A 25,417-nucleotide genomic window follows, 5' to 3' on the forward strand; every position below is an offset into this window, starting at 1 on the left:
CCTCTGACAACCGGGTGACACCCGTGATCCATTCCCTCGTTGACAGGACACGGCCGGCATTCTGATACTGACTCACCGTTCAGTTGGAGGAGAACCGCATGACCGCCCCCCTGATGTCGCTCACCTGGACCGACCACCTCACCGGTCGTCAGGGTTTCCTGGTCGTCGACCGGCTGGTGCGCGGCGTCTCCAGCGGCGGGCTGCGCATGCGCGCGGGCTGCACGCTGGACGAGGTGGCCCGGCTCGCCCGCGGCATGACCATGAAGGAGGCGCTGCACTACAACCCGCAGGGCCGTTACGTCCCCCTGGGCGGCGCCAAGGGCGGTATCGACTGTGATCCCCGGGAGCCGGGGGCTTACGAGCTCCTGGTGCGCTACCTGCGCGCCATGCGGCCGTACGTCGAGAGCCTGTGGACCACCGGTGAGGACCTCGGCCTCAGCCAGGACCTGGTGGACCGGGCGGCCTCGGAAGCGGGGCTCGTCTCCTCGATCCAGGCGGTGTATCCGCTGCTCGACGACGAGGTCACGGCCCGGCGGCGACTCGCGGACGCCTTCGCGGTCGAGGTCGACGGCATCGGGCTCGACGAACTGGTCGGCGGCTGCGGGGTGGCGGAGTCGGCACTGACGGCCCTGGACCGGGCCGGGGTGGCGCACGCGGGTACGCGGGTCGCCGTGCAGGGCCTTGGCACCATGGGCGGGGCCACCGCGCGCTTCCTCACGCGCGCGGGGCTCACCGTCGTGGCCGTCGCCGACATCAAGGGCACGATCGCCAACCCGGCGGGGCTCGACGTCGAGGCGCTGCTCGCGGCGCGGGACGCCTACGGCACGGTGGACCGGTCCGTGCTGCGCCCCGACGACCGCGAACTGCCCGGTGACTCCTGGCTGTCGGCCGGTGCGGAGATGCTGGTGCCCGCGGCCGTCTCCTACGCCATCGACACCACGAACCAGGAGCGGATCACAGCCCGCTGGATCATCGAGGCGGCCAACATGCCGGTCCTCCCCGAGGCGGAGGAATCGCTGTCCGCGCGCGGGGTGACCGTGCTGCCGGACGTGGTCGTGAACTCCGGGACGAACGCCTGGTGGTGGTGGACCCTGTTCGGCGACATCGACGCCGACGCGGACGCGGCCTTCGCCCACACGCGTCGCTCGATGCGCGCCCTGGTCGAGCAGATGCTGGTCCGCGCGGAGAGGGACGGGACGAGCCCACGGGCGGCCGCGCACGGCATCGTCGCGGACCGGCTGCCGGTGATCGCCGAACGGTTCGGGTGGTACCGGTAGGCGCGGCGCCCGTTCCTCGGTGCGAAGGGCCCCGTCTGGGGTGAATACCGGCCATGGAGCGTCCCGGCCGGGAAGCAACCTCCGTCCGGCGGGCCCCCGCACCACGGATTAGGGTGATCGCGTGGCGAGAGTGCGGTTGAGCGTGGCGGAGCGGCGCGAGGAGCTGTTGCGGGCCGCGATCGGGCAGATCGAGGTGCGGGGTGTGGCGGCGGTCAGGATCGCCGACGTGGCCTCGGCGCTCGGCGTGAGCAACGCACTGGTGCTCTATCACTTCTCCACGAAGGAGAAACTGGTCGCCGCCGCGTTCGCGTACGCGGCCGAGGACGACCTCGCCCACCTGCGCAAGCTGCTCGGCCGCCGCACCACGGCGCTGCGCCGGCTGCGGGCTGCGGTGCGCTGGTACGCCCCGACCGGCCCGGCCAAGGGCTGGCGGCTGTGGATCGAGGGCTGGGCGGCCGCGCTGCGCGAGCCCGCGCTCCAGGACGTCACCCGGGACCTCGACCGGCGGTGGAAGGCCGCTCTCGCCGAGGTGATCGCCGAAGGCGTGGCCGCGGGCGAGTTCCACTGCCCGGACCCGGGCGGCACGGCCCTGCGCCTGACGGCTCTGCTGGACGGGCTCGCCGTACAGCTCACGTCGTACTCCGGCGCGGTCTCGCGGTCGCGGGCGCAGGAGTGGGTCGACGAGGCGCTGGCCCGCGAACTGGGCCTGGCGCGGGCGGCTTTGACGACGTAGGGCCGCCCACCACCCTGCGCCTGCACGAGCCGCGCCCGCCCGCCCGCTCGCACGAGCCGAGTGCCGGCCGCCCTGCCCGCAGACCGGCACGCACCGGGCACCCGCAAGCCCGTAAGCCTCGCAAGCCCCTCCCGCACACACGCTCCCAAGCCCTTCACGCAAAACGCGCCCTCAGGCCCTTCCCGCACCCACGCCCTCAAGCCACAGAAGCGATCCGCGTCTTGATGTCGTCCGGCGACAGCCTGCCCTTGGCGGTCACGTGGTCGCCCGAGGACTCCCCGCGCAGCCGGCGGCCGATCCACGGCACCAGGTACTCGCGCGCCCAGTGCACGTTGTCCCGCCGGACCTCGAGCGTGCCGCGCGGCGGCAGCGGCGGCCAGGGCTGGTCCGGGTCGGCCGGGATCTCCAGACCGAGGACCTGCCCGGCGCGCAGCGCCACGCGCGTGTGCCCGTCCGCCGACAGGTGGAGCCGGTCGCCGTCCCAGGCCCGCCGGTCCTGAATGGTCTTCAGGGACCACAGGTCGAGCACCGGACAGCCGTGGCGGTCCGCGATGGCCCGCACATGTCCGTTGTAGGTGGCGATCTTGCCGCGCAGATGCTTGAGGACGGGCACGCCACGGGTGTCGAACCCGGTCGTCACCATCACCGTGCCCGCGACGGCGGTGAGCTGCACCACCGCCCGCTCGAAACGCTCGGCGACCTCGTCGGGGTCGGTGCCGGGCCGCAGGATGTCGTTGCCGCCGGCGCAGAAGGAGACCAGGTCGGGGGCGAGTTCGAGGGCGTGCGGAAGCTGGCCCTCCACCACCTGGTCGAGCAGTTTCCCGCGGACCGCGAGGTTCGCGTACTTGAAGTCGCCCTCGGGCCGCCGGTCCGCGAGCAGTACCGCGAACCGGTCGGCCCAGCCGACGAACGACCCGTCGGGGCCGGGGTCGCCGACGCCCTCGGTGAAGCTGTCCCCCACCGCCACGTACGACCCGATCACTGATCTGTTGTCACTCTTCGAATCGTCTGCCACGTCGGCCCATGATTCCCCTTGGGATGTGAGCTACGCGACCGTAGGAAGGGGTTGACGGGCGGTGAGATAAGCCACTCTTCAAGGATTGGTCAAAGCAGGAATAGCCCTGTCGTCAGCGCTGTTGGGGTTGCAACCGCCACACCCGGAACTCGCTGATCCGGAAGTGGCTCCAGGTGGTGCGGAAGGCGAAGTGCCCGCTCGTGTAGGGCTCGGGGTCGCTGTAGTCGAAGACGAGCCGCCCGTTGTTCCACCACCGGACGCCGGAGCCGTCGGACACGATCCGGACCCGGTTCGGCTGGTTGGGCACGAGCAGCGGCTCGGTGTAGTCGTAGACGAGCGGCCGGACGCCCGCCTCTCCGACGTAGCGGCGCAGCCGGGTCGTGGTGTTCGTGTTGGCGCCGTAGCCGACGTAGTACGTCTTGAGGAAGTCGTACTCCGCCAGTGCCCCGCCCCGCCGCACGGCGAGGAGGTCGTCGGGGGACCGGACGTCGACGGCGTTCCAGAAGTTGTTGAGGTCGGAGACGCGGTCGTTGACCCCGCCCGCCGCCACCGGCGTGGCGGTGTACTCGAGGACGTACGGACCTTCGAGCCGTTCCTTGAACCAGACCGTCGCGCCGGCGGGTACGTCGACGTCCAGGACCCCGCGGGAGGCGGTGACGCTGCCGCCCTTCTCGAGTTCCACCGCCCATCGGCCGAGACCGTGGCGGAAGTCGTCGCGGGCGATCAGCCGGCGATGGCGGGGCGTGGCGCTCGCGCCGGTCGCGGGGGCGAGGGCGGCCAGGGCGGCGCCGGCGGCGAGGGCTCCGAAGGCTCTGCGCGTGGTCGTCACGGGAGACGGCTCCTTCCGGGAGGGTGATCGAGGGCTTCGGCACAGACGCAGAAAGCGCTTGCACCGCTGCGGAGTTCACTGTGTCCCCTCACTCCCGTCGCTGTCGACGCTCCGGACACCCCTGCCACACGACCGCAACGAAGTGATCATGGGTGAGGAAGGCGAACACACCGAAGGCCGGACCCGGGGATCGGGGTCCGGCCTTCGGTGGCGTGTGGGGCGCCGCCCTCAGGGGCGCTGGAAGGAGCGTCAGCCGACGGCGACACCCTTCGAGCGGAGGTAGGCGACCGGGTCCACGTCCGAGCCGTAGTCGGGCGTGGTGCGGATCTCGAAGTGCAGGTGCGGACCGGTCACGTTGCCGGTGGCACCGGAGAGGCCGATCTGCTGGCCGGCGGTCACGGACTGGCCGCTGGAGACGGAGAGCGAGGACAGGTGGGCGTACTGGGCGTAGTAGCCGTCGGCGAGCTTGATGACGACCTGGTTGCCGTACGCGCCGCCCCAGCCCGCGGAGACGACCGTGCCCGCGCCGACCGCCTTCAGGGAGGTGCCGGTCGGGACGACGAAGTCGACGCCGGTGTGGTAGCCGCTGGACCACATGCTGCCCGCCACGTGGTACGCGGTGCCGACGGCGGCACCACCCACCGGGAGGCTGAAGCCGCTGGAGTTGCCGGCGGTGTCGGCGCTCTGCGTGGCCGCCTCGGTCTTCGACGAGGAGGACGACGACGACGCGGACGAATCCGAGGACTTCGACGACTTCGGGGAAGACGACTTCGGCGACGGAGCGGAAGAGCCCGAGGAGGAGGACGACGACGACTTGGGCGTGCTCGTCGTGGCCTTCTTGCCGATCGAGAGCTTCAGACCGGGGTGGATCAGCGACGGGTCGTCGCCGACGGCAGCGCGGTTGTCGGAGTAGAGCTTCTTCCAGCCGCCGCTGACATTCTGCTCGTCCGCGATCTTCGCGAGATAGTCGCCGGCCCGCACGGAGTAGGTCTTCGCGCCGGAGGTCTGCGCGGATTCCTTCTTTTCGGCCGCCGTCTTTTCGGCCACCTTCTGCACGGTGGTCGGCACGGACGACTGAACGGTCTTTTCCGATACGGACTGCGGGGTGGCGGCGTGCGCGCCGGTGGCCCCGAGAAGCGGGAGCGCGAGTGCGGCGCCGCCGGTTCCGGCGACGGCGATGGAGCGAGTGAAGCGCTGGGACTTCGGTCGGCGGTGCTTACCCTTCGCGGGCATGGCGAATTCCTCTCCGGCGCCTGCGAGGTGAGCTGTCGGGTGCGGACTGGAGATGCCCGGCCGTACCGAAGTACGGCTTAACCCCTAGCCGTTCCGGAGACCGGAACAGGCGTTGTACCTGTGGGTCCCCCGCTCCTGCCGTGGACGGGTGAGTGTGCGGGTTCCGGGCGGCGGCAGGATTGGGCGTCCGTCCGGATGGATGGTGAACGTAAGCGACCAAGACGCGAAGGGACAAGCAAGTGGTTGCCCCTGAATGGGTTTCTGTTGGTCATCTGAGGGAATTACCGGTCACACTGAGTGCATTAGGGAACCGCTCTTTTGGCCAAAGTCCCTTGAAAAGCGTGTTGATTACGTGAACATGACGGGCGACTCACGGTCACGAATATGACGCTCCTCACGTGGCCACTCCCCAGGCGCCTTCATTCCGGCCGGAGTTGGAACGAAGGCGCCAATTCAGACAGAAGCCCTAGATGCGGCGTAGACGGATAACCGTCGCATCGAGGTCACCGCGCAGCCCCGTCCGCAGTCCGTGATGCAGCAGTACGACACCTCTGTGAACTTCGCCCGTTTCGCGGCATTCGTACGATGCTGACGGGTCGATGCCCCGCACTCGCAGCGCCGGTACGGGCTCGCCGTAACGCTGCGCCTGGAGCCAGGCCAGGACGACGGTCTCGTCGCCCAGCACGTACTGCACCGCGCTGAGCCCGCCCTCCGGGGGCCGCAGCCGGTAGAGGTCGCCGCGCTGCACGACGGGCCGGATCTCCTTGTAGAGCTCCACCCAGTCACGGGCCTCGGCGAGTTCCTCCTCGGTCCACTCGGCGAGGTCCCCGCCGACGCCGAGCACCCCTGCCATGGCACTCACGAAGCGGAACCTCAGCGAGCTGACCCGGCCGTTGAGCTGGGTGTTGGGGCTGTCGGTGACCCAGGCGGCCATGACCCGGGCGGGATGGATCTGGCTGAAGCCGTGCTGGATGGCGAGCCGGTCGAGCGGGTCGGTGTTGTCGGAGGTCCACACCTGGTCCGTACGGCTCATCACGCCGAGGTCGATCCGGCCGCCGCCGCCCGAGCAGGACTCGAAGGCGACGCCCGGATGGGCGGCCCGCAGCCGGTCCAACAGGCGGTACAGGGCGTGCACGTGGTCGACCCACAGACGCTGCGGATAGGGCTCACCGGGCCAGCCGGCGTCGGTGAAGCAGCGGTTGAAGTCCCACTTCACATAGTCGATCGGGGCGCTGGAGAGGAGTTCGTGGAGTTGTCCCCAGAGGTACTCCTGGACGTCCTCGCGCGCGAGGTTCAGTACGAGTTGATTGCGCAGTTCCGTCCGCTTTCGTCCCGGCTGGTACTGCACCCAGTCCGGGTGCGCCCGGTACAGCTCGCTGTCCGGATTGACCATCTCCGGCTCCACCCAGATGCCGAACTTCATGCCGAGGGCGTGTACGTGGTCGCCGAGCGGCTTGAGGCCGCCGGGGAAGCGGTCCGGGTTGGGCTTCCAGTCGCCGAGCCCGGCGCGGTCGCTGGTGCGGGCCCCGAACCAGCCGTCGTCGACGACGAACAGTTCGACGCCCATCGCCGCGGCCCGCCGCGCCAGCACCTTCTGCTGCTCCTCGGAGATGTCGAACTCCGTGGCCTCCCAGGAGTTGAACAGCACCGGCCGGTCCTGGTCCGCGTCCGGGATCACATACGCACGCTGGTAGGCGTGCCAGGCCCGGCTCGCCCCGCCGAAGCCTCCCTCGCTCCACAGACCGGCGAAGACGGGCGTCGTGAAGGACTCCCCCGCCGCCAGCCGCAGCAGGCCGGACTCGTCGTACCCGGCACCGCCGGTGATCTGCACGCGCGCGTCCGGAAGTTGGGCCACGGCGATCCGCCAGGACCCGGACCAGCCGAGGGCGCAGCCGTAGACCTCGCCGCGCTCCTCGGTCGCGTCGGTGTCGAGCGCGACCCAGGGCAGGTGCTGGTGTCCGGTGTGGCCGCGGCGGCTGCCGATGACCTTCTCACCGTAGGTGAGGGGGGAGCGTACGAGCCGGGACTCCGCGGCCCACCGGCCGTGCAGCTGGGACAGGCGCCAGCCGTCGCGGTCGGGCAGGGTCCAGGTGGCGGAGTCGGCGCGCAGGAGTTCCCGGGCGGGCCCGTCGTTGTCCAGGGTCACCCAGCGTTCGAGGACGTCGTGGCGCATCCGGTAGTGCAGCGTGATCGCCAGCCCGCCGTCGCGGAACCGCAGCCGCAGTGCGTCGTCCTCGGCCCGCTCGTACGCCTCGAAGCGCCACTCGGTGCCGCGCCCCTCCTCCGTGCGCACCGACAGGGCCGGCCGGACGAAGCGGGGTCCGCCCTCGACGGGGTACTCCTCGCGCCCGTCGAGCGGGGACTCGAAGGGCCAGTAGTCGGGCAGCGGGCGTACGGCGAGCGCCTCGGCGTCGGCGAGGGCGATCCGTGGCCCCCAGTGCAGGTGCAGGAGCTCGTCGTCGGCGGTGAGGTGGACGGCGTAACTGCTGGCCGGCCCGGACAGGAGCCATGTGCGGCCGTTCTCGGCGATCTCCAGCATGCAGTCCCTCACAGATACGAACATGCCTGAACAGGGGCGCTCAAGCACCAACATCATCAAGGTGCGCGCGCCCTCGGTGCAACGCCTGTGGACAACTCATTGCCCCAGGAACCCATGTCGTATCGTCGAGTGGGTGCCCGTCGTCGAGCCGCGTCGGCGGGACGTAGTGGGAGGAGCCCTCGTGACGCAGCAGGTCCCGTCGACCGAACCGCAGCTGGCCGCAGTGCGCAACTTCCGGGATGTGGGCGGGCTGCCGACGGTGGACGGACGGCGGGTGCGGCACGGGGTGCTGTTCCGCAGCGGCCACCTCGCGCACGCGACCGAGGAGGATGCCGCCTTCCTCGAATCCCTGGGCCTGCACACGATCTTCGACTTCCGCAACGCCGCGGACCAGAAGCTGGAGGGTCCCGACGTCGAGCTGCCGGGCGTGCGCAATGTGAACCTGCCGCTGAGCGACCCCGCGGACGGCGCGGAGTTCTGGAAGATGGTCCGCGACGGCGGCCTCGACCAGCTGCGCGCGCTGCTGTCCGACGGCAGGGCCGCGAACCGGATGATCGCGTCGTACCGCACGATCATCAAGGAGCGCACCGCCGAGCACTCCCGGGTGCTGCACTCGGTCGCCGAGGACAGCGTCCCGGTGCTGATGCACTGCGCGGCGGGCAAGGACCGCGCCGGGCTGTCGATAGCGGTGACGCTGCTGGCCCTGGGCGTGGAGCGGGAGGCGATCGTCGCCGACTACCTGAAGTCGAACGCCAGGCACCGCCGCTACAAGGTGCGCCGCAGCGGCAGCGCCGCCTCGGCCTACTCCCCCGAGGTCATGGAGCTGCTCAGCCCCCTGTTCGACGCGCGCGCCGAGTATCTGGCGACGGCCTTCGCCACCATCGACGAGACGTGGGGCAGCGTCGAGACGTACCTGGAGCAGGGGCTCTCCGTCACTCCGGCGATCCGGGAGCGGCTGCGGGAGCGCCTGCTCGACTGACCGCTCACTGTTTGGCCCCCAGCGCGAACAGCAGGTAGATGAAGGCCGCGAACAGGTGCCCCACCGCCAGGTAGATGATCAGCCGCACCCACAGGGCGCGGGGGAACTTCTCCTCCATGTTGCTCATGGCATCTCTCCGATGGTGGGGCCCAGGCACAGCGCGGCCGTGGGGCTCTGCAGCAGGGTGTGGACGAACAGGAGCTCCACGCCGCCGCGGTCCTCGGCGACGATGCGGTGCGGGGTCAGCGAGTCGAAGTGCGCGCTGTCGCCCTCCGCGAGCAGGTGCGTGGTGTCCCCGAGGCGCAGCCGCAGCCGCCCTTCGAGGACGTACAGCCACTCCTCGCCGGGGTGGACGCGCACGATGTCCCCCTGGGAGCCGTGGGGCACGTGGACGCGCAGGGCCTGCATGCCACGGCCGGGTGCGCCGGCCTGCCAGTAGGTCCAGCCGCCCGCCGCGGTCGGCTCCATGTCGGCGGCGCGCACGACGGCGTCCCGGTCGGCGACCGTCTCGCCGAGCAGTTCCGAGACCGTCGTACCGTAGATACGGGCGAGGCCCAGCAGCATCGGCAGCGAGGGCTGGCGCTGTCCGGTCTCCAGACGGGAGAGGTGGGCGGGCGACAGCCCGGCGGCGCGGGCCGCGGCCTCCAGGGTGAGGGAGGCGCGGCGGCGCAGGGCACGCAGTTGCGGTGCCACCAGGGGGATCGCCTCGGCCGAGGGCGCAGGCGGCCCGGGTGGCCTGGATTGCCCGGGTGGACCGGGTGGCCCGGGTGGCCCGGGTGGCTCAAACTCGGGAGAGTTCATGCCCTCCATTCAGCCGAAGCTTTGCCTCTGCGGCAAATTTCTTGCCTCAGAGGCAAAAGCCCCCGCCACCACACTTCACCGGTTGGCGACCGCCTGCTTGATCAGCGTCTTGCCGAAGTCCCACATCAGACCGCCACCGCTGTGCGCGTCGTCCATCACGTCCGTGAAGGCGTCGACGAACCGGTCCACCTCCCGTTCGCCGATGATCAGCGGCGGGATCAGCTTGATCACCTCCAGGTGATCGCCGGACACCTGGGTGAGGATCCGGTGGCGCTGCAGCAGTGGCACGACGACCATCTGCGCGAACAGCCCCTTGCGGGCGGCCTGCAGCATGGCCCAACGGCTGCGCAGCTTGAGCGACGTGGGCCGGCCGAACTCGATGCCGATCATCAGGCCCCGGCCGCGGACGTCGGCGAGCAGCTCGTACTTGTCGATCAGCGCCGTCAGCCGGGACTTCAGCTGTTCCCCGGTCGCCCGGGCACTCGCCACGACCTGCTCGTTCTCCATGACGGAGAGCACGGCGAGGCCTGCCGCCATGGCCTGTGCGTTGGAGCCGAAGCTCGCCGAGTGGACCAGCACCCGGTCCATCGACGAGTAGACCTTCTTGAAGATCCAGTCCTTGCCGAGGGTGGCGCCGACCGGCACATAGCCGCCGGAGAGCGCCTTGGCCACGCACACCAGGTCGGGTTCGACCCCGTCCTCGTGCTGGTAGGCGTAGAAGTCACCGGTCCGGCCGAGGCCCGTCTGCACCTCGTCCAGGATCAGCAGCGCCTTGTGCTGGTGGAGCAGTTCCTGGGCGGCGCGGAGGTAGCCGGGCGGGGCCTCGTGCACGCCCTTGCCCTGGATGGGCTCGACGACGAGGGCGGCGACGTCGCCCTTCCTCAGCTCCCTTGCCAGGGCGTCGAGATCGCCGAGCGCGATGGCCGTGTCGGGCAGCAGCGGGGCGAAGCCGTCCCGGAAACCGTGCTCGCCGTTGACCGACAGCGCCCCGGTGGTCAGGCCGTGGAAGGCGTGGTCGCAGTACAGGATCCGCGGCTTCCCGGTGGCGTAGCGGGCGAACTTCAGCGCGCCCTCGACCGCCTCCGTACCGCTGTTGCCGAAGAACACCCGGTCCAGGTGCGGACTGTGCGCCAGCAGCTTCTCGGCCAGCAGCCCGGGCAGCGGCTGGCAGTCGAAGCGGGTGAGGTCGGCGAGCTGGGCGTCGAGGACGTCGTGCAGCGCCTTGCGGACCACGGGGTGGTGCCGCCCCAGGCCCATCACCCCGAACCCGGCCAGCATGTCGAGGTAGTCGTTGCCGTCGGCGTCCCAGAAGTACGGGCCCTCGGCGCGCTCGTAGACCTTGTCGAAGCCGATGGTGTGCAGCATGCGCGGGAGCTGGTGGTTGAGGTGTCTGGTGTGCAGCTCGTAGCGCTCGGCCCCGCGCTCGGCCAGCAGCGCGCCGAGGTCGAACTCCCCGGCCTGCGAGGAGGACGACGCGGGTTTGGCGGTTGTCATGCCTGTTTCTCCTTGGACAACTCGTCCTGGACGGCAGGGTTCGCTTCCTTGACGGCCAGGCTCGCGCTGATCCGTCCGGCGACCTCGACGGGCGTGAGGCCGATGTCGGCGAGCACCTCGCCCCGTTTGGCGTGCGCGAGGAACTGTTCCGGAATGCCGAACCGCCGTACCGGCACGTCGACTTCGGCGTCCCCGAGGGCGAGCGCCACCGCGGCGCCGACCCCGGAGGCCCGGCTGTTGTCCTCGACCACGGCGACCAGCCGGTGCCGGGCCGCGAGGCCAGGGAGCGCCGGGTCGACGGGCTTGACCCACCGCGGGTCGACGACCGTGCAGTCGATGCCACGTGCTTCCAGCAGTTCGGCGGCCTGCAGACAGACGGGCGCCATCACGCCGACCGCCACGAGGAGCACCTCGGGACTTTGCGAGCCGCGGTGCAGGACGTCCAGCCCGCCCACCCGGTCGATCGCCGGGACGGACGGCCCCACCGACTCCTTGGGGAAGCGCACCAGCGTCGGCGCGTCGTCCACCGAGACCGCCTCCCTGAGCTGCGCCCGCAGCTGGTCGGCGTCGCGTGGCGCGGCGATCCGGAGGCCGGGGACGACCTGGAGGATCGACATGTCCCACATGCCGTTGTGGGAGGCGCCGTCGACCCCTGTGACGCCGGCCCGGTCCAGCACGAAGGTGACGCCGCACCGGTGCAGGGCGACATCCATCAGGAGCTGGTCGAAGGCGCGGTTCAGGAACGTCGCGTAGACGGCGACGACCGGATGCAGCCCGCCGGTCGCGAGACCCGCCGCGGAGACGGCGGCGTGCTGTTCGGCGATGCCGACGTCCCACACCCGGTCCGGGAAGCGGGCCGCGAACTTGCCGAGCCCCACCGGGTGCAGCATGGCCGCGGTGATGGCCACGACGTCGTCGCGCTCCTCGCCGATCCGCACGATCTCGTCCCCGAACACCGAGGTCCAGGACGGCCCGCCCGTGGGAGTGAGCGGCTCGCAGGTGAGCGGGTCCATCACACCGACCGTGTGGAAGTGGTCCTCCTCGTGGGCGAGGGCGGGTTCGTAGCCGCGCCCCTTCTCGGTCAGGCAGTGGATCAGCACCGGCCCGTGGAAGCGTTTCGCGCGCCTGAGCGCCGACTCGACGGCCTTGAGGTCGTGCCCGTCGATCGGGCCGACGTACTTGAGACCGAGGTCCTCGAACATGCCCTGCGGTGCGAAGGCGTCCTTGAACCCCTTCTTGGCGCCGTGCAGCGACTCGTAGACCGTGCTGCCGACCAGCGGGGTCCGCAGCAGTACGTCCTTCCCCCAGGCCAGCACCTTCTCGTAGCCGTCGGTCGTGCGCAGGGTGGCCAGGTGGTTGGCGAGGCCGCCGATGGTGGGCGCGTACGACCGCTCGTTGTCGTTGACGACGATGATCAGCGGCCGGTCCTTGGCGGCCGCGATGTTGTTGAGGGCCTCCCAGGCCATGCCACCGGTCAGCGCCCCGTCGCCGATCACCGCGACGACGTGCCCCTTCTCCCCCTGCACCTGCCGGGCTTTGGCGAGTCCGTCGGCCCAGCCGAGCGCGGTGGAGGCGTGACTGTTCTCGATGACGTCGTGCTCGGACTCCTCGCGCGAGGGATAGCCGGACAGGCCGCCCTTGCTGCGCAGCTTGGAGAAGTCCTGACGTCCGGTCAGGAGTTTGTGTACGTAGCTCTGGTGGCCGGTGTCCCACAGGATGCGGTCGACCGGTGACTCGAAGACCCGGTGGAGGGCGATGGAGAGTTCCACCACCCCCAGATTGGGTCCGAGGTGTCCGCCGGTCCTGGCGACCGCGTGCACCAGGAACTCACGTATCTCTTCGGACAGTTCACCGAGTTCCGCCTCGGACAGCGCCTTCAGGTCGCGTGGTCCCCGGATGTTCTCCAGAATCGTCACGTCGGGCCCCCTATCGGTCCGTGCTGTTCAGCTCACGGTGACGGCCGGCTCCCCCGAGACGACGCCGTCCTGCTCCATCTGTTCGGCGATCTTCATCGCCTCTTCGATCAGGGTCTCGACGATCTTCGACTCGGGGACGGTCTTGATGACCTCGCCCTTCACGAAGATCTGCCCCTTGCCGTTCCCGGAGGCGACGCCCAGATCCGCCTCGCGCGCCTCTCCCGGGCCGTTCACCACGCATCCCATGACGGCGACCCGCAGCGGCACCTCCATGCCCTCCAGGCCCGCCGTGACCTCGTCGGCCAGCTTGTAGACGTCGACCTGGGCGCGCCCGCAGGACGGACACGACACGATCTCCAGCCGCCGCTGCTTCAGGTTCAGCGACTCCAGGATCTGGAGGCCGACCTTGACCTCCTCGGCGGGCGGGGCCGACAACGACACCCGGATGGTGTCGCCGATGCCCTGCGAGAGCAGAGCTCCGAAGGCCACGGCCGACTTGATGGTCCCCTGGAAGGCGGGACCGGCCTCCGTGACACCGAGGTGCAGCGGGTAGTCGCAGCTCTCGGCGAGCAGCCGGTAGGCGTTGACCATCACCACGGGGTCGTTGTGCTTGACCGAGATCTTGATGTCCCGGAAGCCGTGCTCCTCGAAGAGCGAGGCCTCCCACAGGGCCGACTCCACCAGCGCCTCGGGCGTGGCCTTGCCGTACTTCTGCAGCAGCCGCCGGTCCAGGGAACCCGCGTTGACCCCGATCCGGATCGGCGTGCCGTGATCCCCCGCGGCCCGCGCGATCTCCTTCACCTTGTCGTCGAACTGCTTGATGTTGCCGGGATTGACGCGTACGGCCGCACAGCCGGCCTCGATCGCGGCGAACACGTACTTCGGCTGGAAGTGGATGTCCGCGATCACCGGGATCTGCGACTTGCGGGCGATGGTGGCCAGGGCGTCCGCGTCGTCCTGCGTGGGGCAGGCGACGCGGACGATCTGGCAGCCGGACGCGGTGAGCTCGGCGATCTGCTGGAGGGTGGCGCCGATGTCGGACGTACGGGTCGTCGTCATCGACTGCACGGACACCGGGGCCCCGCCCCCGACCGCCACCGGCCCGACCTGGATCTGCCGGGACACGCGCCGCTCGGCGATCGGCCGGACCGGTACCTCGGGGACGCCCAAGGAGACGGCGGTCATGACCTCACTCCCGGTTTCCGGAGACGGTCTCGCGCATGGCGCGCAGCGACTCCTTGAGGGATCCCATGGTGGCGAGGACGGCGGTGGGCTCGTAGCCGCAGTGCGCCATGCAGTTGGCGCAGCGCGGGTCCTTGCCGCGGCCGTACTTGTCCCAGTCGGTCTCCTCGATGAGTTCGCGGTACGTCGGGACGTACCCGTCGCTCATCAGGTAGCAGGGGCGCTGCCAGCCGAAGAGCGAGTAGTTCGGGATCGCCCAGGCCGTGCACGGGAAGTCGACCTTGCCCTCCAGGAAGTCCAGGAAGAGCGGGGAGTGGTTGAGCCGCCAGCGGCGCCGGTTGCCGCCCGAGAAGGCCTTCTTGAACAGCTCGCGGGTCTGCTCGACGCCCAGGAAGTGCTCCTGGTCGGGCGCCTTCTCGTAGGCGTAGGCGGGCGAGATCATCATCTCGTCGACGTGGAGGTCGTCGTTGAGGAAGTTGAGCACCTCGATGATGGTCTGCGGGGTGTCCGTGTTGAAGAAGGTCGAGTTGGTGGTGACCCGGAAGCCACGCTTCTTGGCCTCCTTGATCGCCTCCACGGCCTCGTCGAACACGCCCTCCTTGGCCACCGACGCGTCGTGCCGCTCCCGCAGGCCGTCGATGTGCACGGCGAAGGCGAAGTAGGGAGAGGGCTTGAACTTGTCCATCTTCTTGCGCAGCAGCATGGCGTTGGTGCAGAGGAAGACGTACTTCTTCTTCGCCACCAACTGCCGCACGATCTCGTCGATCTGAGGGTGCATCAGCGGCTCCCCGCCGGCGATGGACACCATCGGCGCACCGGATTCCAGCACCGCCCCGACGGCCTGGGCCACCGGCATGCGCTGCTTGAGCACCCCGGCGGGGTGCTGGATCTTGCCGCAGCCCTCGCAGGCGAGATTGCACGCGAAGAGGGGTTCCAGCTCCACGATGAGGGGGAACTTGTCCCGCTTACGGAGCTTTTGTTCGGCCAAGTATGTAGCGACCTTGATGGACTGACGCAGCGGCATGGCCATCTGGCTCACCTCCTGGGGAGCAGCAAGGAACGGTGCCATTCATAGAAAGCGGGAAGAACGGAACGAAGAACGCGGAAAGCTGATATTCCACCGCGCACCGTGCCGATCCGGACCAGTTCATGTTCTGGAGCGTCCACCACCACCCGGACGGCCGCAACCGGGCGTTCGCCCGCGCGGACGGCGCTCAGAAGCGTGGCCGCGGACTCCATGTCGACCGCGATCGCGCCGGTCGCGAGCAGATCCGACCGTTCCTGACCGCGCACGACGTGATCGGAGCCGGTGAGCGGCCCGGTGTGGACGGTGCGTCCGGGCAGCGTCCGTACGAGCTCCTTGACGAGGAGGTCCGTCCCGACGCACGCGACGGTGCCGCGTGGGTCCCGGGCCTCCTCGGCGACGACCAGATCGCCGGGGTGCATGCCGGGGGCGAGCCCCGCGCAGAAGCCCGTGGCCACCACGGCGGCATCGCCGAGCGCCGGGTCGGCCAGCGCCACGGTCACGGAGCGCTCGGCCGCGGCCGGACCCATGCCCGTGCGCAGAATGGTGACCGGCCCGTCGGCGCCGCCGCGGTCGCCGCTGCGCAGCGCCAGGTGCTCGATGCCGAGCGCGCAGGCGACGAGGAGCGGGGCCGGAGCGGACTGGGTGCTCATCAACCCCCCTTGGCCCCGGAGAACGGCTCTCCGTGGACGTACCGGCCGAGGGCGGTGAGCGGGAACACCTGCCGGTAGAGGTGGTAGTTGATGGAGAAGTCCCAGGGGAAGCCGGTGCCGGTGAAGTGCGGCTCGTCCCAGGAACCGTCCTCGCGCTGCGTGCTCGCGAGCCACTCGACGCCACGCTCGACCGACTTGGCGTCCTTCTCCCCCGCCGCCAGCAGGGCCATCAGCGCCCAGGCCGTCTGCGAGGCGGTGGAGACACCCCGCCCGCTCCACTCCTTGGCGTACTTGTAGGAGCGCAGGTCCTCGCCCCAGCCGCCGTCGTCGTTCTGCACGGACTCCAGCCAGGTGACCGCGCGCCGGATCGCCGGGTGCGAGGCGGGGATTCCGGCGGCGGCCAGGGCGGGTACGACGGACCCAGTGCCGTAGACGTAGTTGACGCCCCAGCGCCCGAACCACGAACCGTCCGGCTCCTGTTCGGCGAGCAGCCACTCGATGCCGCGCCGGGTGCGCGGGTCGTGCGAGAGCCCCTCGACGGCCAGCATCTCCACGACGTGCGCGGTGACGTCCGCCGACGGCGGGTCGATGACCTCGCCGAAGTCGCAGAACGGCAGCCGGTTGGGGAACGGGCTGGTGTTGTCGACGTCGAAGGCGCCCCACGCGCCGTTCTTCGACTGCATCCCGAGGTTCCAGCGCACCCCGCGCCCGATGGCGTTCTCCACCCGCTGCGGGTCGTGGTGTCTGACGCGGCGCAGCGCGAGGACGACCTCGGCGGTGTCGTCGATGTCGGGGTAGTTGTCGTTGTGGAACTCGAACGCCCAGCCGCCAGGAGGCAGTTGGGGTCGCTTGACCGCCCAGTCGCCGGGCCGCACGATCTCCTCGCCGAGCATCCAGTCCGCCGCCTTGACGAGCTGCGGATGGTCGGCGGGCACCCCGGCGTCGGCGAGGGCGATGGTCGCCAGACAGGTGTCCCAGACCGGCGACTGGCAGGCCTCGATCATCCGGGACCCGTCCTCGCGCCAGATGGCGAAACGGTCCAGCGACTCGAGCCCCGCTCGCATCACGGGGTGTTCGAGGTCGTAGCCGAGCAGGTGCAGGGCGATGACCGAGTACACGGCCGGCGGCTGGATGCCGCCCCAGCAGCCGTCGTTCTCCTGCCGCTCGATGATCCATCGGGCGGCGCTGTTCATCGCGGCTCTGCGCAGCCGGCGCGGCGCGACCTTGCGCAGCGCGTGCAGCGCCTTGTCGAGGCGCTGGAAGGCACCGTCCCAACTGGCCACCGGAGCGAAGGGCTTGGGCGGATTGGGGTTCGCCGGGTCGGTGTGCAGCTCGTCGAGCGGGAAGGGCGCGGGGCGGACCGGCCGCTTCGCGGACACGATCGTCAGCGGGACGATGGTCTGCCGGGCCCAGCACCCGAAGTCGTAGATGTTGAGCGGCAGCCAGGTGGGGAAGTAGATCAGTTCCGGCGGGAGTTCGGGCAGGTCCTCCCACTTCCACCAGCCGAAAAGGGCCAGCCAGATCCGGGTGAAGACCCGGGCGGAGGCGATCCCGCCCCGCGCACGGATCCAGGCGGACGCCTTCGCCATGTGCGGCGCGTTGGGCGCGTCCCCGGCCAGACGGAGGGCGACGTACGCCTCGATGGTGGTGGAGAGTTCCCCGGGTCCGCCGTAGAAGGAGGCCCAGGTGCCGTCCTCGCGCTGCTCGCCGCGGATGAAGAGGGCGGCCGCGTGGGTGGTGGACTCGTCGCGGATGCCGAGGAACTGACGCAGCAGCAGGTCCTCGGCGTCCATCGTGACGTTGGTCTCGAGGTCGCCCTTCCACCAGCCCTCGGCGTCCTGCCGTGACAGCAGGAAGTCGGTGGCGCGTTGCACGGCGCGTACGGCGGCGTCCTGCACCCCGACCGCCACGGGGGTGTTGATGTCGGTTTCGCTGGCCGCGGCAGCGCGGGGCGGCAGGGCCCCGGTGCTTCCGTCGGTCGTCGCTGTCATGGCTTCCCCTTCGTGCAGTGTGCATACGGTGCGTCTGCTGTGGGTCCGCCGTCGGCCGGTGCTCTTCTTCCTCGCCACACCGGCCGGCGACTACGCGAGGGCTATTCGACCGATAGTGATCATCTCTTTCGTACGACGACGAAGTCGGCGAGTGCCGTGAACTGCGCCCGCACCCGGTCGGGCATGTCGACGGCATCGAGGGCTTCGATGGCGATGGTGTGCTGACGTCGTGCTTCCTCGGCGGTCCACTCGCGGCCGCCCGCCTTCTCGATGAGGGCGGCGCGGGCCGCGAACTCCTCCTCCGAGAAGTTCTCGAAGTCACTGCTCTTGGCGTCGGCGGCGAGCAGCTCGCCGAGCCGCTCGGAGGCGGCACCGCCCGCCGCGAGCGCCGCGACCACCGGCAGGGACTTCTTGCGCTGGCGCAGGTCGCTCCAGGTCTGCTTGCCGGTGGCGACCGGGTCGCCCCAGACGCCGAGCAGGTCGTCGACGGCCTGGAAGGCGAGGCCCAGGTGGTAGCCGTACTTCTCCAGGGTGTCGGCGGTGCGGTCGTCCGCGCCGCCGAGCACCGCGCCGATGGAGCTGGCGCAGGCGAGCAGGGCGCCGGTCTTGTTGCCCTCCATCTCCAGGCACTCCTCGACGCTGACGCGGTCGCGGTGCTCGTAGGAGATGTCCTGCGCCTGGCCGTCGATCAGGGCACGGGTGGCGGTGGTCAGACGGCGGGTCGCCCGTCCGGCCTCCACCGTGCCGAGTTCCAGGAGGACCTCGTTGGCCAGGGCGAACAGGGCGTCACCGACCAGGATGGCCTGGGCGGGGCCGTGCACCTTCCAGACGGTGTCGCGGTGCCGGCGCTGTTCGTCGCCGTCCATCAGGTCGTCGTGCAGCAGCGAGAAGTTGTGGACCAGCTCCACGGCGACGGCACCGGGGATGCCGACGTCGGGCGAGGCACCGGTGACCTCCGCGGAGAGGACCGCGAGGGCGGGGCGTACGGCCTTGCCGCCGTCCCCGTCCGCGGGGTTGCCCTCGGCGTCGATCCAGCCGAAGTGGTAGGCGGCAACAGTGTCCATGGGAGGTGCCAGGCGGTCGATGGCCGCCCGCAGTACCGGGGTGGCAAGGGTCCGGCCGCGCTCCAGGAGCGCGGTCACGTCCACCGCGGTCCTCCGAGCGGCCGTCGGGGCCGGGGGCACAGTGGGCACAGTCTCTCCTCTTGTTGCGGTACCGAAGGTGCGGGGGCCGGCCGTGCCGTGCTGATCGAGCATCAGGCCGCCTCCTCGAACTCGAAGAGCCGACGGGGGCGGGGCCGGCCCAGGGCGTCGAGCGCGGCGTGCGCCGCGCTCACACCACTGCGGACCGCACTCTCCATGGTCGCGGGCCACCCGGTGGCGGTCCACGCTCCGGCCAGGTAGAGGCCGGGTGCCTTGGTACGGGCGCCGGGCCGCAGCCGTCCGACGCCGGGAGTGGGCGCGAAGGTCGCCGTGCGTTCCCTGGTCACGAAGAAGTCCCTCACCTCGGCCCCACGCGCGCCGGGCAGCAGCCGCTCCAGCTCGGGCAGGTAGCGCTCGCGCAGCGCGGCGACCGGTTCGTCGATCTCGTGCTGCGCGGCCGACTGGGACAGGGCGAGGTACTGGCCCTGGTGCAGTCCTGACGCCTCGGTCCGGTCGAACACCCACTGCACCGGGCTGCCCAGGGCCGCGAAGAACGGCCTGCCGAGCACCTTCCGGTCGTAGACCACATGGACGTTGAGGATCGGCGCGGTGCCGATCTCCAGCAGCCGCTCCGGCGCGTCGAGCGCCCCCACGGGCAGCAGGTCGTGGGCCTCGCGCTGCGGTACGGCGAGGACGACCGTGTCCGCCCGGAGCGTCTCGCCGGGAACCTGAACGCTCCAGGTCCCGTTTTCGTCAGTAGAGATGGAGGTGACGCGTGTACGGATCTCGGTTCGCACGCCCGCGGAGTCGAGCGCCTTGCGGGCGAGCCGGTCATGCAGTTCGCCCAGCGGGACGTGCGCCCATCCGATGTCGGCCGCGCCCGGGTCGGACAGCAGACCGGTCTTGAACACCATCGCGGCGAGCCCCAGCGAGGCGTCGCCCGCGACCGCGTTGAGGGTGGCGACCCCGACCAGGTCCCACAGGGCCTCGACGGCACGCGCCGACTGACCGTGTGCGGTCAGCCAGCTGCCGAAGTCCTGCGTGTCCAGGTTCGGATCGGCGAGGTCGAGCCCCTTGAGCGCGAGCGCGGCACGCCCGACCCTGGCCCGTTCGGCGAGCGAGAGATGCGGGTAGGTGGCGAGGCTGCGCCCCAGATGCAGGGGCACCGGCAGGGCGTCGCGGCGCAGCCTGCCGAGCCGCCGTCCCCCGGGCCGGTCGACGTCGAGTACGGGCACGTCGAGACGATCCTGCAGCGGAGCCAGCGCCGCGCCCTCGATACGGTCGAGGAACCAGCGGTAGGCGGTGCAGCAGCGCAGGTACACGTGCTGTCCGTTGTCGACGGTCAGTCCGTCGCGCTGGAAGGAGAAGGCGAGCCCGCCCAGCCGTGGCCGGCCTTCGAGCAACGTCACCCGGACTCCGGCGTCGGCGAGCGCGAGCGCGGCGGTGACGCCGGCGAGCCCGCCGCCGATCACCACGGCGTCCCGTCCCGGCCGTCCCGACGCGTCCGCCGACGACCCGTCGGACCGCGTACCGTCCGTCATCGTGCACCCTCCCCCGAGCGCCCGCCGGGCGAATTGATCCCTGCGCGGCAGGCCGTCGCAGTCAGGGACGCCGTGCTCCACCGGAGGGTTGCGTGCCACTTTCCTCCGGCGGCATCACCTTGGAGCGAATTGTCCATCAGGCACGCCTCCTGACGGTCCGCCGGGTCACGTGCCGGGCGTCGAGGCCGGACAGGCCGCGCACCGCGACGTACGCCTTCTCCCGCCCGGGCAGCGAGACCCGGCCGCGCAGCACGGCCTCCGGGTCGCGCTCGATGCGGTCGAGGAGACGGCGGTAGATCCCGGCCATGGCGGCGACACAGGCGCCGCTGCGCCGGTCCAGCATGGGGAGCAGCCGGTAGCCCTCGGCGAAAAGGGCGCGGGCCCGACGCACTTCGAAGTGCACGAGGCCCGCGAAGTCGGCGCCCTCCGGTGGTTTCGGCCCCTTGAAGCCGGCCGAGCAGCCGAACTTGGCGAGGTCGTCGGCGGGCAGATAGGTGCGCCCGGCCTCGGCGTCCTCACGGACGTCCCGGAGGATGTTGGTGAGCTGGAGTGCGAGCCCGAGCGTGTCGGCATACTCCGGCGCGCGCTCGGCGCCACGCGCCCCCGGTTCCGTACCGAACACCCCGAGTGAGAGCCGCCCGATGGCGCCCGCCACACAGCGGCAGTACACCTTCAGGTCGTCCCAGGTCTCGTAGGTCTCACCGCGTACGTCCATCAGCACGCCGTCGATGAGTTCGTCCAGGCCGCCGAGGGGGATCGGGAAGGTCTCGGCGGCGTGGGCGAGGGCGACGGCGACCGGGTCGGTGTCGTCCTCGGCGACCGAGCCGTGGCGTACCCGGGCCAGCATCGCCCGGGTGTCCTCGAGTCTCGCGCCTTTGACGTCGCCGGCCAGCGCGCCGTCGCCGATGTCGTCGACGCGCCGGGAGAAGGCGTAGAGCGCCGACATCGCGCGGCGCTTGGGCGTCGGCAGCAGCCTGATGCCGTACGCGAAGTTACGGGCCTGCTGCCCGGTGACGGCCTCGCAGTAGCTGTAGGCGGCGAGTACCGGTGCGGGCACGTCCTGTTCCGACTCCACGGTCCGGATCACCCCTTTCCTCGCAGAGTCACGCCCACCTGACGCAGCAACTGGATCTTGCCGGGCTTGGGCGGGCCGGGAAGTACGTCGTATTCGGCGGCGGCGATCGCGTGGATCGCCGCCCTTCCTCCCGCAACGAACCCTGCGAGCAGCAGCCTCAACCTGCCGTGGACGCTACCCACCAGGGGGGCGCCTTCATTCAGGAGATCGCGGGCGCGTTGCGCTTCGTATGCAACCAGGGCACGCACCGATGCGCTCCCGGTTTTCGTGGCAAGGTCCGCTTCCTGGACGTGAAAACGCTTCATGTCCGCGGCGGGCAGGTAGATGCGGTCGCGGCCGAGGTCCTCGGCGACGTCCTGGAGGTGTTCGACGACCTGGAGGGCCGTGCAGATCGCGTCGGAGAGCCGGACTCGCTCGGGGGTCGAGGTGCCGGTGACGGCGAGGACGAGACGGCCGACGGGGTTGGCGGACAGCTCGCAGTAGGCGAGCAGGTCGTCGTAGGTCTCGTAGCGCGTGACCAGCTGGTCCTGGCGGTTGGCGGCGATCAGGCCGAGGAAGGGCCCGGGGGTCAGGGCGCGACGGCGGACGGTCGGCTGGAGGCGGCGCAGCAGCGGATGGCGCGGGGTCGAGTCGAAGACCCTGCGCAGATCCGCCTCGAAGGCGTCCAGCAGGAGCAGCCGGTCCTCGGCGTCCCCGGGCGACACGCCGAGCAGGCGGGCGTCGGCACCGCCGGGGGCCAGGTCGCCGTCGCCGATGTCGTCGACGAGGCGGGCGAAGCCGTAGACGGCCATGAGGTCGTCGCGCCATGCCCTGGGCAGGAAGAAGGGGGCCACCGGGAAGTTCTCCGCGGCGGCCTTGTCGAGCGTGCCGCGCTCCGTCCGGCCGGGGCGCGGCATGCCGCTGCCCGTCACCGCTGACTGCCCTGGGCGGGGACGGCACATGGTGCGTGGAGCTGGGGAGTTTCCGTAGCCATTGCCGTCACATCTCCCGTTCTACACCGCCGACCCAATGCACACTATTTCGGACACGCCGCCCGGCCTTCCGCGCAGCCGCCCCACTGGAGGGTGTCGCGCATTATCGCCCCACTTGCCGCGATTCGGGACCGGTCCAGCTTACGTTGTACAACGCGCGAAGGATCTCCGGGGTGTCCTGCGCATCACAAGAACACACCAATTGGGGTCAAGATTCCTAAGCGGGGCCGAAGTTGACGTTTCCTTTGCAGACGCGGAGCCCCGCCGGAGCAGTTCCGGCGGGGCCCTGGGAAGCGCGGTGGGCTCTTTCGCCCAGGTCCGGGTGGACTACTTGCCCGTGAACTTCTCGTACTCCTTGAGGACCTCGTCCGTCGGACCGTCCATGCGCAGCTCGCCCCGTTCCAGCCACAGGACACGGTTGCAGGTGTCACGGATCGACTTGTTGTTGTGGCTGACGAGAAACACGGTGCCGGCCTCCTTGCGCAGCTCCCGGATGCGCTCCTCGGAGCGCTTTTGGAACTTGCGGTCGCCGGTGGCCAGCGCCTCGTCGATCATGAGGACGTCGTGGTCCTTGGCGGCGGCGATGGAGAACCGCAGGCGGGCGGCCATGCCGGAGGAGTAGGTGCGCATCGGGAGGGTGATGAAGTCGCCCTTCTCGTTGATGCCCGAGAAGTCGACGATCTCCTGGTAGCGCTCCTTGATCTGCTCGCGCGTCATCCCCATGGCGAGCCCGCCCAATATGACGTTCCGCTCACCGGTGAGGTCGTTCATGAGGGCCGCGTTGACGCCGAGCAGGGAGGGCTGGCCGTCGGTGTAGACCTTGCCCTTCTCGGCGGGCAGCAGGCCGGCGATGGCGCGCAGCAGGGTCGACTTGCCGGAGCCGTTGGAGCCGATCAGGCCGATGGCCTCGCCGCGGTAGGCGACGAAGGAGACGCCCTTGACGGCGTGCACCTTGCGCACGCCGCGCTCCTCGTCGTCGGAGCCTCGCTTGAGCATGCGGCTGAGCGCGGCGGTGGCGCTGCCCTTGCCGGTCCTGGCGCCGTTGACGCGGTAGACGATGTGCAGCTCGTCCGCGATGACGGTGGGGATGTGCGCGTCGTTCCTGTCCTCAGCCACGGCCGTACCTCTCCTCCGCCTTCCAGAAGTACACGAAACCGCCGAGGGCGAACAGCACGGCCCAGCCGCCCGCGGCAGCCCAGACGTGGTCGGGCAGGTTCTCGGACCCGTACCCGTCGATGAGGGAGAAGCGCATCAGGTCCATGTAGATGGCCGCCGGGTTCCACTGCAGGACCGTCGCGATCCAGTCCGGCTTGTCCTCCAGCATGATCGGGATGGAGAACATCACGCCGGACGCGTACATCCACGTACGCATCACGAACGGCATCAGCTGGGCCAGGTCCGGGGTCTTGGCTCCCGCGCGGGCCATGATGAGCGCGAGGCCGGTGTTGAAGAGGAACTGCAGGACCAGGACCGGCGCGATCAGCAGCCAGGACAGGTCGGGGTAGTGGCCGAAGCCGACCACCACGGCGAACAGCACGATCATCGAGGCCAGCAACTGCTGGAGCTGCTGGAACGCGAAGGACACCGGCAGCGAGGCACGCGGGAAGTGCAGGGCGCGGACCAGGCCGAGGTTGCCGGAGATCGCGCGGACGCCCGCCATGACCGAGCTCTGCGTGAAGGTGAACACGAACACGCCCGTGACCAGGAAGGGGATGTACACCTCCTTCGGCATGCCGCGGCTGGCGTTCAGGATGACGCCGAAGATGAAGAAGTACACGGCCGCGTTCAGCAGCGGCGTGGCCACCTGCCACAGCTGCCCGAGCTTGGCCTGGCTGTACTGGGCGGTCAGCTTCGCCCGCGAGAAGGCGATGATGAAGTGACGCCGGTCCCAGAGCTGGCGGACGTACTCGACGAGCGAGGGCCGGGCGCCGCTCACGGTCAGGCCGTACTTCTCGGCGAGCTGTGCCGCCGTCGGGCCCTCGTCGGGCGGTACGGGCGCGCTCACCGCGACCGTGCCGTCGTGCGTTGTCTCACTCACTAGTGGAAACTTTCGTCTTCGGGATGCGCAGCCTGTGCGGGCATGGCTTGAGCCCGGGACCTCGGTATGGCCCCGGTGCTCTCAGGAACGAGCTTGTCAGATGACAGGGGGCCGGCCCAGTCGAGTCAGCCGCCACACCGTACGCCACTTCATGGGCCGGCGCGGCCCGCAGGGCGTGGTCCAGCCTTCCCGGAATCCGCCGAGCCACGCCTTCAGGGCGGGGCGCGAGGGGCGGCGCACCAGGGTGAGCAGCAGCCAGACGCCCAGGTAGACGGGTATCAGGGGACGGGGCAGGTTGCGGCGGGCCAGCCAGACGCGGTTGCGGGCGACCATGCGGTGGTAGACCGCGTGCCGCGAGGGCGCGGTCGTGGGGTGGTACAGCACCATGTCGGACCGGTAGTCGATCATCCAGCCCGCGTCGAGGGCCCGCCATGCCAGGTCGGTTTCCTCGTGGGCGTAGAAGAATTCGTCGGGGAGGCCGCCGACTTCGGCGAAGACCTGCGTGCGGACGGCGTTGGCGCCACCGAGGAAGGTGGTGACCCGGGAGGAGCGCATCGGGTCGGCGGCGCGCAGGCGCGGGACGTGGCGGCGCTGGGTGATCCCGGTGTCGGGGTCGGCGATGCGGAAGCTGATGATGCCGAGCTGGGGGTCGGCCTCGAAGGCCTGACGGCACAGCTCGGCGGTGTCGTGGCCGGCGAGGAGGCCGTCGTCGTCGAGGAACAGCAGGATGTCGACGTCGCGGCCGCTGGGCCCGAAGGCCTCGATGCCGACGTTGCGACCGCCCGGTATGCCGAGGTTCTCCGGCAGCTCGACGGTGCGGACGCCCTCGGGGACGTCCGGGACGGGCGAGCCGTTGCCGACGACGACCGCCTCGACGCGGTCGCCGTCCTGCTTGGCGACCGAGTCGAGCAGGGCGCGCAGCTCGTCGGGGCGGTTGCCCATGGTGATGATGACCGCGCCGACCTTGAGGGAGGCAGCCGCGGC

Annotated in this window: 23 protein-coding genes and 1 riboswitch; of the genes, 3 read left to right on the plus strand and 20 right to left on the minus strand. The window is 70.4% G+C overall.

The window, feature by feature from the left end; translation table 11 throughout:
- Window positions 1–98 precede the first annotated feature (98 nt).
- A complete protein-coding gene (locus ACWBNA_RS20705; protein ID WP_482705911.1) occupies window positions 99–1,277 on the plus strand; it encodes a Glu/Leu/Phe/Val dehydrogenase dimerization domain-containing protein in 1,179 nt (392 codons plus the stop codon).
- 121 nt (window positions 1,278–1,398) lie between these two features.
- The gene (locus ACWBNA_RS20710; protein ID WP_482705912.1) at window positions 1,399–2,010 is read left to right on the plus strand and encodes a TetR/AcrR family transcriptional regulator; all 612 of its coding nucleotides are present in this window, start codon (window positions 1,399–1,401) and stop codon (window positions 2,008–2,010) included.
- 196 nt (window positions 2,011–2,206) lie between these two features.
- Here the strand turns inward: ACWBNA_RS20710 and ACWBNA_RS20715 are convergent, their stop codons facing one another.
- From ACWBNA_RS20715 to ACWBNA_RS20730, 4 genes are all read right to left on the minus strand, one after another.
- A complete protein-coding gene (locus ACWBNA_RS20715; protein WP_482706050.1) occupies window positions 2,207–2,992 on the minus strand; it encodes an SGNH/GDSL hydrolase family protein in 786 nt (261 codons plus the stop codon).
- A gap of 145 nt (window positions 2,993–3,137) precedes the next feature.
- Window positions 3,138–3,854 (minus strand): DUF6250 domain-containing protein, encoded by a 717-nt coding sequence (locus ACWBNA_RS20720; RefSeq protein WP_482705913.1) that lies wholly within the window; start codon window positions 3,852–3,854, stop codon window positions 3,138–3,140.
- 249 nt (window positions 3,855–4,103) lie between these two features.
- On the minus strand, window positions 4,104–5,087 hold the full coding sequence (locus tag ACWBNA_RS20725; RefSeq protein ID WP_482705914.1) for a M23 family metallopeptidase: 984 nt from the start codon (window positions 5,085–5,087) through the stop codon (window positions 4,104–4,106).
- Window positions 5,088–5,089: 2 nt separating this feature from the next.
- A riboswitch (cyclic di-AMP (ydaO/yuaA leader) is annotated at window positions 5,090–5,248 on the minus strand.
- Between the two features lie 305 nt (window positions 5,249–5,553).
- Window positions 5,554–7,626 carry an alpha-galactosidase gene (locus ACWBNA_RS20730; RefSeq protein ID WP_482706051.1) on the minus strand — a complete coding sequence of 691 codons (2,073 nt, stop codon included), beginning with the start codon at window positions 7,624–7,626 and terminating at the stop codon, window positions 5,554–5,556.
- Between the two features lie 181 nt (window positions 7,627–7,807).
- Here ACWBNA_RS20730 and ACWBNA_RS20735 point away from each other — a divergent pair, with 181 nt between their 5' ends.
- Window positions 7,808–8,605 (plus strand): tyrosine-protein phosphatase, encoded by a 798-nt coding sequence (locus ACWBNA_RS20735; RefSeq protein ID WP_482705915.1) that lies wholly within the window; start codon window positions 7,808–7,810, stop codon window positions 8,603–8,605.
- Window positions 8,606–8,609: 4 nt separating this feature from the next.
- Here the strand turns inward: ACWBNA_RS20735 and ACWBNA_RS20740 are convergent, their stop codons facing one another.
- The 16 genes from ACWBNA_RS20740 to ACWBNA_RS20815 all read right to left on the minus strand — a co-directional run bounded on the left by ACWBNA_RS20740 (window position 8,610) and on the right by ACWBNA_RS20815 (window position 25,375).
- Window positions 8,610–8,732 carry a DUF6126 family protein gene (locus ACWBNA_RS20740; RefSeq protein WP_329335324.1) on the minus strand — a complete coding sequence of 41 codons (123 nt, stop codon included), beginning with the start codon at window positions 8,730–8,732 and terminating at the stop codon, window positions 8,610–8,612.
- Entirely contained in the window at window positions 8,729–9,406 is a 678-nt protein-coding gene (locus ACWBNA_RS20745) for a helix-turn-helix domain-containing protein (protein WP_482705916.1), read from the minus strand. The genes ACWBNA_RS20740 and ACWBNA_RS20745 overlap by 4 nt, the downstream gene beginning before the upstream one ends.
- 75 nt (window positions 9,407–9,481) lie before the next feature.
- Window positions 9,482–10,900: an aspartate aminotransferase family protein gene (locus tag ACWBNA_RS20750; RefSeq protein ID WP_482705917.1), complete on the minus strand. Its 1,419-nt coding sequence runs from the start codon at window positions 10,898–10,900 to the stop codon at window positions 9,482–9,484.
- The gene (gene dxs / locus ACWBNA_RS20755; RefSeq protein ID WP_482705918.1) at window positions 10,897–12,816 is read right to left on the minus strand and encodes a 1-deoxy-D-xylulose-5-phosphate synthase; all 1,920 of its coding nucleotides are present in this window, start codon (window positions 12,814–12,816) and stop codon (window positions 10,897–10,899) included. Before dxs ends, ACWBNA_RS20750 begins: the two co-directional genes overlap by 4 nt.
- A gap of 27 nt (window positions 12,817–12,843) precedes the next feature.
- Window positions 12,844–14,001 carry a flavodoxin-dependent (E)-4-hydroxy-3-methylbut-2-enyl-diphosphate synthase gene (gene ispG, locus ACWBNA_RS20760; RefSeq protein ID WP_482705919.1) on the minus strand — a complete coding sequence of 386 codons (1,158 nt, stop codon included), beginning with the start codon at window positions 13,999–14,001 and terminating at the stop codon, window positions 12,844–12,846.
- A gap of 4 nt (window positions 14,002–14,005) precedes the next feature.
- A complete protein-coding gene (hpnH, locus tag ACWBNA_RS20765; RefSeq protein WP_482705920.1) occupies window positions 14,006–15,028 on the minus strand; it encodes an adenosyl-hopene transferase HpnH in 1,023 nt (340 codons plus the stop codon).
- Window positions 15,029–15,033: 5 nt separating this feature from the next.
- Window positions 15,034–15,675 carry a phosphorylase family protein gene (locus ACWBNA_RS20770; protein ID WP_482705921.1) on the minus strand — a complete coding sequence of 214 codons (642 nt, stop codon included), beginning with the start codon at window positions 15,673–15,675 and terminating at the stop codon, window positions 15,034–15,036.
- Window positions 15,675–17,666, minus strand: coding sequence for a squalene--hopene cyclase (gene shc / locus ACWBNA_RS20775; RefSeq protein ID WP_482705922.1), 1,992 nt, complete (start codon window positions 17,664–17,666; stop codon window positions 15,675–15,677). The genes ACWBNA_RS20770 and shc overlap by 1 nt, the downstream gene beginning before the upstream one ends.
- 119 nt (window positions 17,667–17,785) lie before the next feature.
- Window positions 17,786–18,850 carry a polyprenyl synthetase family protein gene (locus ACWBNA_RS20780; protein ID WP_482706052.1) on the minus strand — a complete coding sequence of 355 codons (1,065 nt, stop codon included), beginning with the start codon at window positions 18,848–18,850 and terminating at the stop codon, window positions 17,786–17,788.
- Between the two features lie 71 nt (window positions 18,851–18,921).
- Window positions 18,922–20,349 (minus strand): hydroxysqualene dehydroxylase HpnE, encoded by a 1,428-nt coding sequence (gene hpnE, locus ACWBNA_RS20785; RefSeq protein WP_482705923.1) that lies wholly within the window; start codon window positions 20,347–20,349, stop codon window positions 18,922–18,924.
- Complete coding sequence (locus ACWBNA_RS20790; RefSeq protein ID WP_482705924.1) at window positions 20,346–20,486, minus strand: DUF6380 family protein; 141 nt, start codon at window positions 20,484–20,486, stop codon at window positions 20,346–20,348. Before ACWBNA_RS20790 ends, hpnE begins: the two co-directional genes overlap by 4 nt.
- The gene (gene hpnD, locus ACWBNA_RS20795) at window positions 20,486–21,436 is read right to left on the minus strand and encodes a presqualene diphosphate synthase HpnD (RefSeq protein WP_482705925.1); all 951 of its coding nucleotides are present in this window, start codon (window positions 21,434–21,436) and stop codon (window positions 20,486–20,488) included. The genes ACWBNA_RS20790 and hpnD overlap by 1 nt, the downstream gene beginning before the upstream one ends.
- Window positions 21,433–22,320 (minus strand): squalene synthase HpnC, encoded by an 888-nt coding sequence (hpnC, locus tag ACWBNA_RS20800; protein WP_482706053.1) that lies wholly within the window; start codon window positions 22,318–22,320, stop codon window positions 21,433–21,435. The genes hpnD and hpnC overlap by 4 nt, the downstream gene beginning before the upstream one ends.
- A gap of 402 nt (window positions 22,321–22,722) precedes the next feature.
- Window positions 22,723–23,511: an ABC transporter ATP-binding protein gene (locus ACWBNA_RS20805; RefSeq protein WP_482705926.1), complete on the minus strand. Its 789-nt coding sequence runs from the start codon at window positions 23,509–23,511 to the stop codon at window positions 22,723–22,725.
- Complete coding sequence (locus ACWBNA_RS20810) at window positions 23,504–24,433, minus strand: ABC transporter permease (protein ID WP_482705927.1); 930 nt, start codon at window positions 24,431–24,433, stop codon at window positions 23,504–23,506. The genes ACWBNA_RS20805 and ACWBNA_RS20810 overlap by 8 nt, the downstream gene beginning before the upstream one ends.
- Before the next feature lie 96 nt (window positions 24,434–24,529).
- Window positions 24,530–25,375: a glycosyltransferase family 2 protein gene (locus ACWBNA_RS20815; protein WP_482706054.1), complete on the minus strand. Its 846-nt coding sequence runs from the start codon at window positions 25,373–25,375 to the stop codon at window positions 24,530–24,532.
- Between the last annotated feature and the right edge of the window lie 42 nt (window positions 25,376–25,417).

The sequence above is a fragment of the Streptomyces sp. Q2 genome, from assembly GCF_056820935.1.

Coding starts and splice junctions, on each gene's coding strand:
- ACWBNA_RS20770 (WP_482705921.1), bottom strand. CDS start 15,675: ATGAGCACCCAGTCCGCTCCGGCCCCGCTCCTCGTCGCCTGCGCGCTC.
- ACWBNA_RS20745 (WP_482705916.1), bottom strand. CDS start 9,406: ATGAACTCTCCCGAGTTTGAGCCACCCGGGCCACCCGGGCCACCCGGT.
- hpnC (WP_482706053.1), bottom strand. CDS start 22,320: ATGCCGCGCCCCGGCCGGACGGAGCGCGGCACGCTCGACAAGGCCGCC.
- ACWBNA_RS20750 (WP_482705917.1), bottom strand. CDS start 10,900: ATGACAACCGCCAAACCCGCGTCGTCCTCCTCGCAGGCCGGGGAGTTC.
- ACWBNA_RS20730 (WP_482706051.1), bottom strand. CDS start 7,626: ATGCTGGAGATCGCCGAGAACGGCCGCACATGGCTCCTGTCCGGGCCG.
- ispG (WP_482705919.1), bottom strand. CDS start 14,001: ATGACCGCCGTCTCCTTGGGCGTCCCCGAGGTACCGGTCCGGCCGATC.
- ACWBNA_RS20740 (WP_329335324.1), bottom strand. CDS start 8,732: ATGAGCAACATGGAGGAGAAGTTCCCCCGCGCCCTGTGGGTGCGGCTG.
- ACWBNA_RS20790 (WP_482705924.1), bottom strand. CDS start 20,486: ATGGACAATTCGCTCCAAGGTGATGCCGCCGGAGGAAAGTGGCACGCA.
- ACWBNA_RS20725 (WP_482705914.1), bottom strand. CDS start 5,087: ATGCCCGCGAAGGGTAAGCACCGCCGACCGAAGTCCCAGCGCTTCACT.
- shc (WP_482705922.1), bottom strand. CDS start 17,666: ATGACAGCGACGACCGACGGAAGCACCGGGGCCCTGCCGCCCCGCGCT.
- ACWBNA_RS20815 (WP_482706054.1), bottom strand. CDS start 25,375: ATGGGCAACCGCCCCGACGAGCTGCGCGCCCTGCTCGACTCGGTCGCC.
- ACWBNA_RS20705 (WP_482705911.1), top strand. CDS start 99: ATGACCGCCCCCCTGATGTCGCTCACCTGGACCGACCACCTCACCGGT.
- hpnH (WP_482705920.1), bottom strand. CDS start 15,028: ATGGCCATGCCGCTGCGTCAGTCCATCAAGGTCGCTACATACTTGGCC.
- hpnE (WP_482705923.1), bottom strand. CDS start 20,349: ATGACGGACGGTACGCGGTCCGACGGGTCGTCGGCGGACGCGTCGGGA.